The sequence below is a fragment of the Nocardia sp. NPDC060259 genome (assembly GCF_042728775.1).
Taxonomy (GTDB): Bacteria; Actinomycetota; Actinomycetes; order Mycobacteriales; family Mycobacteriaceae; genus Nocardia.
Genome location: NZ_JBHXAY010000078.1, coordinates 29,190 through 34,710, shown reverse-complemented (window position 1 = coordinate 34,710; position 5,521 = coordinate 29,190). Strand labels below are relative to the sequence as shown.

The window sequence follows — 5,521 nt, the reverse complement described above, 5'->3', positions numbered from 1 at the left end:
ATCCCGAACAGGCCGGCATCGAAATTCGCCGCGCCGTCGAGGAATCCGCCCTCCCTGGTGAGTTCCACACCCCGCGATCGCGCGTCGAAGAGCTCCGACATGTCCCAGCCGCGGTCCACCGGGAACGGCGCGATCACGTCCCTGCCTTCGGTCACGAGCTGCCAGAGAGCCTCTGGCGAGTCGACGCCACCGGGGTATCGGCAGCTCATGGCGACGATCGCGATGGGTTCGTCGAACGCGGCCACCGCCTCCCGTGGTGTCTCCGTGGTGGCGGGCCCGCCCAGCACGGTGTCCAGCAGGAAACCGGCGAGATCCGCCGGATTCGGATAGTCGAACGCCAGCGTGGCGGGCAATCGCAGGCCGCTGGCGGTCGCCATCCGATTTCGGAACTCCACCGCCGTCAACGAGGTGAAGCCCAGATCCGCGAAGGCCGCGGTGGGGCCGACCGGTCGCGCGCCGTCGTAGCCGAGGACGGCGCCGACCTCACCCACGACCAGATCGAGCAGATACTTCTCCTGTTCCGGACGAGACAGTCCGGCGAGCCTACGAAGCAGGGACCGGCTACCGGCCCGCGCGCCACCGTTCACCCGGACAACCGATCGGACCAGGCCGCTGAGCAGGACATGCGCCGTGCCCTTCGCCAGCTGAGCGCGAAGCGCGACTGGATCCACTCGCATCGGGACGATGGCGGCACGATCGACCGCTCGCGCGGCGTCGAGCAAGGCGAGGCCCTCCGCCGGGGTCATGCCGACGATTCCCGACCGGTCGAGTCGCTCGACATCGGCCGCGGTGAGATCCGCCGTGAGCCCGTCGGCCCGAGCCCATCGTCCCCACGCCAGCGCGACGGCCGGAAGCCCCTGTGCCCGTCGAAGTTCGGCGAGCGCGTCGAGATAGGCGTTGGCGGCCGCGTACCCGGATTGTCCCGGCGTCCCGAGTGTTCCGGCGGCCGACGAGAAGAGCACGAAAGCCGCGAGGTCGCGGTCACGGGTCAGCTCGTGGAGGTGCCACGCCGCATCGATCTTGGGACGCAACACCGAGGCGATCCGCTCCGGTGTCTGCGCGGTGATGACGCCGTCGTCCAGCACGACCGCGGCGTGCACGACGGCGGTCAGGCGGGGCAACCGGTCGAGCAGGTCGCTCAGCGCGGCCCGATCGGCCACGTCGCACGCGAGGACGGCGACCTCCGCGCCGAGTGCAGTGAGCTCATCACGCAACTCCGGAGCGCCTGGTGCGTCGATTCCGCGCCTGCCCACCAACGCGAGACGCCGAACCCCGTGCGCGCTGACGAAATGCCGGGCCAGGTCGGCGCCGATGGTCCCGGTGCCACCGGTGATCAACACCGTACCGGCGGGATCCCAGGGCGCCGCGTCTCGCCGGTCCGCCCCCGGCCCCCTGGTGAGCCGGGGAACCAGCGCCATACCGTCTCGAACAGCCAGCTGCGGCTCGCCGCCGCGCACCGCGAGGGGCAGCAGCTCCGCCGACCTCGCGTCGTCATCGAGATCGGCAAGCACGAATCTGCCGGGGTGCTCGGACTGCGCGGATCTGACCAGCCCCCACAACGATGCCGCCGCGAGGTCACGGGTGTTCGGTTCGCCGGCGGTGGTCATGGCGTTCCGAGTCACGAACACCAACTGGGAATCGTCGAATTCCGCTGTGCCGAGCCAGGTCTGGACGACCTGCAAGCCCAGCGCCACCGTCGCGTGCGTTGCGTCGGGGTCCTGCAGGCCCGGCTGTACCGGCAGGAACACGAACTCCGGCACGGTCGAGGTTTCGGCCAGTGCGCCGAGGTCCGCCGGGGCGATGGTTCGCTGGTCCGCGTCGAACGCGGCTCGGTCGCCGTCCAGGGTGACCGGTTGCCAGTGCACGTGCAGCAGGTCGTCGGCCTGACGTGCCGAAGCCGGCATCTCGCGCAGGACGATCGACTCCGCGGTCAATACGGGGTGACCTTCGTCGTCGGTGATCCGGACCGACACGCCGGGCCCGGTGGCGGCCTTCCCGAGCCGGACCCGGAGTACCGACGAACCGCTGCGGTGCAAGGTGACGCCGCTCCAGGAGAAGGGCAGCAGTGGCCCGCCACCGGACGTCGTGAACGAGCCGAAGGCCACCGCGTGCAGGGCTGCGTCGAGCAAGGCCGGATGCACGCCGAACCGGTCGGCATCGCGAAGTGCGGCGATCGGGTTCACCTCGGCGAAGACCTCGTCGCCGAAACGCCACGCGCACGCCAGGCCCTGGAACGCAGGCCCATAGACCATTCCCAGGGCGGACAGCGTGCCGTAGAGCTCGTCGAGTTCGGCCTCGGCGACCGGTTGCGCGCCTGCCGGAGGCCACGGCGCGGCATCGGCGACTTGCGCCGAATCCCGCTGGGTGAGTATCGCATTCGCGTGACCGCGCCATGACGCGTCATCGTCGCCGACGATCTGCGAATGGATCGACAGCGTGCGGCGGCCGTGCTCGTCCACGGGCGCGACCACGACCTGGAGCCGCACCGCGCTCTCGGCGGGCAGGACCAGCGTCGACTCGAGCGTCATCTCCTCGATGTGGTCGAAGCCGTCGAGCGCACCCGCTCGCAGCGCGAGCTCGGCGAACGCGCTGCCCGGAAGCAAAATGGTGTCCCCAACCGCGTGATCGGCCAGCCAGGGATGCGTTCGCACCGAAAGGAGTCCGGTGATCACCGTTGCCTGGGAGTTGGCGAGCGACACCGCCGCCGCGAGCAGCGGGTGATCGACAGCCGCGAGCCCGACCGCACTCAGATCGCCTGGTCGCGCGGAGTTCTCCAGCCAGTATCGGGTGGCATCGAACGAGTAGGTCGGGAGCTCGACCAGGCGAGCGTCGACCCGTTCGAAGAGCGGTTTCCAGTCGACCGGCACACCGGCCGCGTGCAGCGCGGCCAACGACGTACGAAACCGCAGTCCGCCACCATCGTCGCGGCGCAGGGTCCCGGTCACCACCGCCTCGGCACCCACGGTCTCGGCGGTCTGCTCGATTCCGGCGGTCAGCCAGGGATGCGCGCTCACCTCGACGAAGGTCCGGAAACCGCGATCGATCGCGGTCCGGATGGTCCGATCGAATTCGACTGGCTCGCGGGCATTGAGGTACCAGTACTCCGGCCCGAGCTCCGCCGCCTCGCGGGTATCGGCCGTGACCGCGGAGTAGAAGGGGACCGTGCCGGGCAGTGGCTCGATTCCGGCGAGATCGTCGAGCAATCGGTCCCGCAGCGGCTCCACCCGATCGCAATGACTCGCGACCGTTCCCGGCAGCATGCGAGCCCGCAGGCCGTCGGCCGTGCAGGCCGCGACCAGCGCGAGCAGTCGCTGCTCGTCCCCCGCGACGACCGTCGTGGTCGGATTGTTCACCGCGGCGACCGTCAGCCCCGGATAGGAGCACAGGAGTTCCCGAACTTCGTCGACCGGCAGGCCGACCAGCGCGAGTGTGCCGTTTCCGACGAGTTCGTCGGCGAACAACCGCGACCGGCGCACAACGATGCGCGCCGCGTCGGCCAGCGAAAGTACACCCGCCACGCACGCGGCGGCGATCTCGCCCTGGGAGTGCCCCACCACCGCACCCGGTTCGACACCATAGGAACGCCACAGTTCGGCCAGCGACACCATGACCGAGAACAGCACCGGCTGCAGCACCTCGGTGCCTTCGGGCAGCGGTGTATCCCCGCGCAAGAGATCCAGCAGTGACCACCCGACCATCGGGTCGATCACCGCGGCGCATTCCGTGAGCCGCGCGGCGAAAACGGGTTCGGTGGCCATCAATTCGGCCACCATGCCCGACCACTGCCAGCCGTGGCCGGGGAAGACGAACAGCACGCCGCTCCGAGTCCGGCGCGCAGTGTCACGCGCGACGTTGTCCGCATGCCGCTCCGACGCGACAGCATCGAGCGCTGACAGCAGTTCGGTGCGGTCCTTCGCGACGACAACCGCGCGCTCGTCCAGCGGTGAGCGGGTTGCCGTCAGGGACAGCGCCACATCACGCGGTTCCTGCTCCGGGTGGGTGCCCAGGTGTTCGTGCAGCTGGGTCGCTTGGCGACGAACCGCCTCGGAATCCTTGCCCGACAACACGTACGGTAGAGCGACCGGTGCGCAGGCAGCCCGTTCCGGTGTTGTCGGAGCGGGCGCCTGCTCGAGAATCAGGTGGGCGTTGGTACCACTCACGCCGAACGAGGACACCCCCGCCCGGCGTGGCCCATCCGCGGCCGACCAGGCGCGCGCCTGCGACAACAGCCGGACATCTCCCGCGGACCAGTCGACATGCGGGGTCGGCACCTCCGCGTGCAAGGTCTGCGGCAGCACACCGTGCCGCATCGACATGACCATCTTGATGACGCCCGCTACGCCCGCTGCCGCCTGAGCATGGCCGATATTCGATTTGATCGAACCCAGCCATAGCGGGCTTCCGGCGCGGCGGTTCTTCCCGTAGACGTCGATGATGGCCTGCGCCTCGATCGGATCACCGAGAACTGTTCCGGTACCGTGCGCCTCGACGGCGTCGACATCCGCGGCCGTGAGACGCGCGTTGCCGAGTGCCTGCCGGATGACCCGGCGCTGCGCGGCACCGTTGGGGGCGGACAGACCGTTCGACGCCCCGTCCTGGTTCACCGCGGAACCACGGATGACAGCCAGCACCGTGTGCCCGTTGCGGCGCGCGTCGGACAGGCGCTCGAGCAGGAGCACACCAACGCCCTCGGCGAATCCGGTGCCGTCGGCCGCCGCCGCGAACGCCTTGCAGCGGCCGTCCGCGGCCAGGCCGCGCTGCCGGGATACCTCGATGAAGGGAGCGGGGGTGTGCATGACGGCCACTCCGCCGCCGAGCGCGAGTTCGCAGTCCCCACTGCGCAGGGCCTGCACCGCGAGATGGAGACCGACCAACGACGAGGAGCACGCCGTGTCCACGGTGACCGCAGGCCCGCTGAGCCCGAAGGTATAGGAGATCCGGCCCGACAACACGCTGCTCGCACTGCTGGTGAGCACCTCACCTTCGAGTGTGTCGCCCGTCGCGGCCAGGACGGACGGGTGCTCACCGGAACCGCCGCCGATGAACACACCGACGTTGCGTCCTTCCAGCGACAACGGCGCGATACCGGCTCGCTCGAACACCTCCCAGGCCGCGTGCAGCAGCAACCGCTGCTGCGGATCCATGGCGAGCGCTTCGCGTGGCGAGATCCCGAACAGACGCGCGTCGAAGGTCCCTGGATCATCGAGGAAGCCACCCGCTCTGGAGTAGCTGTGCCCGCGGGCCTCGGGATCGTCATCGAACAAGCGGCTCAGATCCCAGCCGCGGTTCGTCGGGAAGTCGCCGATCGCGTCAGCTCCTTCGGCGACCAGTCGCCACAGGTCATCGGGAGATCCGATGCCGCCCGGGTAACGGCAGCTCATGGACACGATCGCGATGGGCTCGGCCGCCGCGCCCGCGATACGCTCGTTCTGCTTGCGCAGTCGATCATTCTCGAGCAGGGACCGGCGCAGGGCCTCGGCGACGTCGCGCACTGACTTATCCACGTTTCTTCTACTTCCCA

1 protein-coding gene is annotated in these 5,521 nt (G+C 69.6%); it reads right to left on the bottom strand.

What is annotated here, in order from left to right:
- Nucleotides 1-5,504, bottom strand: a 5,504-nt coding sequence (locus ACFWF2_RS24350; RefSeq protein ID WP_379309756.1) for an SDR family NAD(P)-dependent oxidoreductase, incomplete at its 3' end; no start/stop codon positions are given.
- Nucleotides 5,505-5,521 lie beyond the last annotated feature (17 nt).